Source organism: Ferruginibacter sp., from assembly GCF_031430955.1.
In the GTDB taxonomy this organism is placed as follows: domain Bacteria; phylum Bacteroidota; class Bacteroidia; order Chitinophagales; family Chitinophagaceae; genus Ferruginibacter.
In genome coordinates this window covers 1-3,426 of record NZ_JANPCM010000337.1, presented here as the reverse complement: position 1 = coordinate 3,426, position 3,426 = coordinate 1, and the positions used below count along the sequence as shown (strand labels likewise).

4 protein-coding genes are annotated in these 3,426 nt (G+C 35.7%); all 4 read right to left on the bottom strand.

Annotated elements, in window-relative coordinates:
• Window positions 1-72 precede the first annotated feature (72 nt).
• Window positions 73-801, bottom strand: coding sequence for an aspartate carbamoyltransferase catalytic subunit (locus ACY65O_RS09605; protein WP_462220639.1), 729 nt, complete (start codon window positions 799-801; stop codon window positions 73-75).
• A gap of 63 nt (window positions 802-864) precedes the next feature.
• The gene (gene pyrR / locus ACY65O_RS09600; RefSeq protein WP_462220638.1) at window positions 865-1,374 is read right to left on the bottom strand and encodes a bifunctional pyr operon transcriptional regulator/uracil phosphoribosyltransferase PyrR; all 510 of its coding nucleotides are present in this window, start codon (window positions 1,372-1,374) and stop codon (window positions 865-867) included.
• A 101-nt stretch (window positions 1,375-1,475) separates the two neighbouring features.
• On the bottom strand, window positions 1,476-2,066 hold the full coding sequence (locus ACY65O_RS09595; RefSeq protein WP_462220637.1) for a porin family protein: 591 nt from the start codon (window positions 2,064-2,066) through the stop codon (window positions 1,476-1,478).
• A 235-nt stretch (window positions 2,067-2,301) separates the two neighbouring features.
• Window positions 2,302-3,426 (bottom strand): aldehyde dehydrogenase family protein (locus ACY65O_RS09590; protein ID WP_462220636.1); only part of this gene is annotated, 1,125 nt, incomplete at its 5' end.

Sequence of the window (3,426 nt, the reverse complement as noted above, 5' to 3'; positions counted from 1 at the left end):
TTTTTGGCCGGGGTGAATAATTACATTTTGTTTTTTTAATACATCTCATATTTTTTTACTTACTAGATACTCCTAATTATTTTCTCTTAATGAAGAAAATAAAACTTGATTTTGCCGCTCTAACTGTATGCGTAAAACGTTGGCCACATCGCACCACTCCAATGCTTTTTTTAAATTGTATTCTACTTTTACATCCAATGCTTCGCTGATATATTTTGGGATAAGTGTTGGCGGGCCTGCTACCATTACTTCGGCACCCATCTTTTTTAATAAATAAATATTACTGAGTGCTACACGGGAATGCATGATGTCGCCAATAAGCACTACTTTTTTCCCTTCAAGTATTCCTAATTTTTCCTGAATAGAAAATGCATCTAATAATGCCTGTGTGGGATGTTCGTTAATGCCATCGCCTGCATTAATTATTGCTGCAGGAATATGCTTTGCTAAAAAATGCGGTGCTCCGCTGGCACTATGGCGCATTACCACCATATCCACCTTCATACTTAAAATATTGTTTACCGTATCTAAAAGTGTTTCGCCTTTTGCGGCAGATGAGCCAGACATGGTGAAGTTAACTGTATCGGCGCTTAATCTTTTTTCGGCCAGTTCAAAAGAAATCCTGGTACGGGTGCTGTTTTCGTAAAATAAATTTACAATGGTAACATCACGTAATGAGGGAACTTTTTTAATTGACCTTTGTAAAACTTCTTTAAACTGTGTAGCGGTGGATAGAATTAAGGAAATATCCTGCGGAATAAGATCTTTAATGCCCAATAAATGTTTGGTAGATAGTTGCATTAAGCAGCGAAGTTATAAGAAAAAGTTGAAAGTTAAAAGTTGATAGTTGAATGTTAGAGAATTTTAATACAACACCACTTCCTCTTTTCCCCACTCTACTTTTACTTTTTGGGAAATTAATGTATCAATTGATTTGCCGCAATAATCTGGCTGAATGGGCAGTTCCCGGTTAAATCTTCTGTCAACTAATACACACAGCTCTACTTTTTGCGGCCTTCCAAAATCCTGCAGGGCATCTAATGCGGCACGAATGGTTCTGCCGGTGTACAGCACATCATCAATTAAAATAACTTTTTTACCTTCTATCGAAAAGGGTATTTCAGTTTTATTGGCCATATGTAATTCTTCACGTATATCATCACGGTAAAAAGTAATATCTAAAATTCCATACAGCACTTTTTCATCCGGAGATATTTTTTTTATTGCTTCCACTATCCTTTCGCTAACTTTTACACCCCTGGGCTGCAGGCCAATAAATACCACATCACTTAAATCTATATGGTTTTCTAATAACTGGTTGGCCAGCCTTAAAATAGTAAGATATAGTTGCTGCTTATCTAGAATGGTTTTCAAATGCTTTTATTTATAAAGCGAATTTATCTGTTATTGTTCAAATAAAAAAGGGTTGAAAATTTTCAACCCTTTGCAATATTTTTAATAAGGTACAAAATTATTTAGTGCTTCATAGTTTTAAACTGGTAAAATACACCAGCCTGAAAAACACGATTGGTTACTTTATCTGAATTATTGTCGTTTATTTTAGAAAGCCCAAGGTTATATCTTGCATCTACACCAAAACCTGATTTAGTGATGTAGCCTAATCCCAAACCCCAACCAATATCAACTTTTTTGAAAGAGTCTTTTATGTCCGTTTCAACAGATCCCACTTTATACTTCGCACCTACTAATAAACCTAACTGTGGCCCTGTTTCAATACGAAAACCTGATTCAAACATATACTGCAACAATACAGGTAAGTTGATATAACTTAAATTAACATGCTGATCGGAGTTGGTACCGCTTCCGTTTACCTGATAGCCCTGACCAGAAAAGGTAAGCTCAGGCTGGATTGCAAATTCTTTTGACAAATGTATATGAGCAAGTCCACCTACATGTGCCGAAATTCGTGGGTCAACATTCAAATTTGAATTGTCGATATTAACTGTGGCAACATTAAGCCCGCCTTTTAATCCGAATTGAACATGTTGTGCGTTTGCAATAAAAGAACCTGAGATAATAGCTGTAATAAAAAATAATTTTTTCAAAATTTTTAAGTTTAGTTAAAGAATAAATCCATTAGCCATTAACCAAACACTATGCCATTGCAGCTGTAATTTTAACTTTAGCTTACAAAAAGCTTTAATTTTTATAAATGATAAGACGATGAGGAGCAGAAACAAACTCCCACTGTGGAAATTATTTCCCAATTGATAAAAAATTAAAGCAATAAAAAACCGTTACGATAAAACGAAACGGTTTGTAAATTTTATAGAAATAATTTTATTTTTCCTGTAAAAAAGAATAACGGTAATCTGTTGGCGAATTAAAAGTTTCTTTAATTGTTCTGGCACTTAACCAGCGGTACAGGTTTAATATTGAACCTGCTTTATCATTTGTTCCACTGCCTCTTGCACCACCAAATGGTTGCTGGCCAACAACGGCTCCTGTTGGTTTATCGTTTATATAAAAATTACCAGCACTGTTGCGGAGCTTATTGGTTGCCAGTTCTACTGCATACCTGTCCTGCGCTATTACCGCACCTGTAAGTGCATAAGCAGATGTACTGTCAACAATTTTTAATGTTTCTTCAAATTTATTTTCATCATATACATATACTGTAAGTACCGGGCCAAACAATTCTTCACACATCGTTACATAATATGGATCTGTAGTTTCAATTACTGTTGGTTCTATAAAAAAACCTTCCGTTTTATCGCATTTTCCTCCAACCCAAATTTTTGCTTTACTGTCTTTTTTTCTTGCAGCTTTTATATAGCCTTCTAATTTATCAAAACTTTTTTCATCAATTACTGCATTTACAAAATTAGTAAAGTCTTCCACTGTTCCCATTTTCATGGTTTTTATTTCTGCTACTAATTTCTTTTTTACTTCTGCTGCTATGTTGGATGGGATGTATGCTCTTGATGCGGCACTGCATTTTTGTCCCTGGTATTCAAATGCACCACGGGCCAATGCAGCAACCACTACATCAGCATTGGCAGATTTATGTGCAATTACAAAATCTTTTCCACCGGTTTCGCCAACAATACGTGGGTACGATTTATACTTACTCATATTTTCTCCAATAGTCTTCCACATAAAATTAAATACACCAGTGCTGCCCGTAAAATGCAATCCGGCAAAATCAGTATGATTAAAAATTACCTCCCCAATAGTTGGTCCATCAATAAAAACTAAATTGATAACACCATCGGGTAAGCCGGCTTCTTTTAAAATACGCATAAACATTTGTGCACTGTACACCTGTGTGTTGGCACATTTCCAAATAACTACGTTACCGCACATGGCGGCTGATGTGGGAAGATTGCCGCCGATTGCTGTGAAGTTAAATGGCGTTAATGCAAAAACAAATCCTTCCAGCGGCCGGTACTCCATTCTGTTATT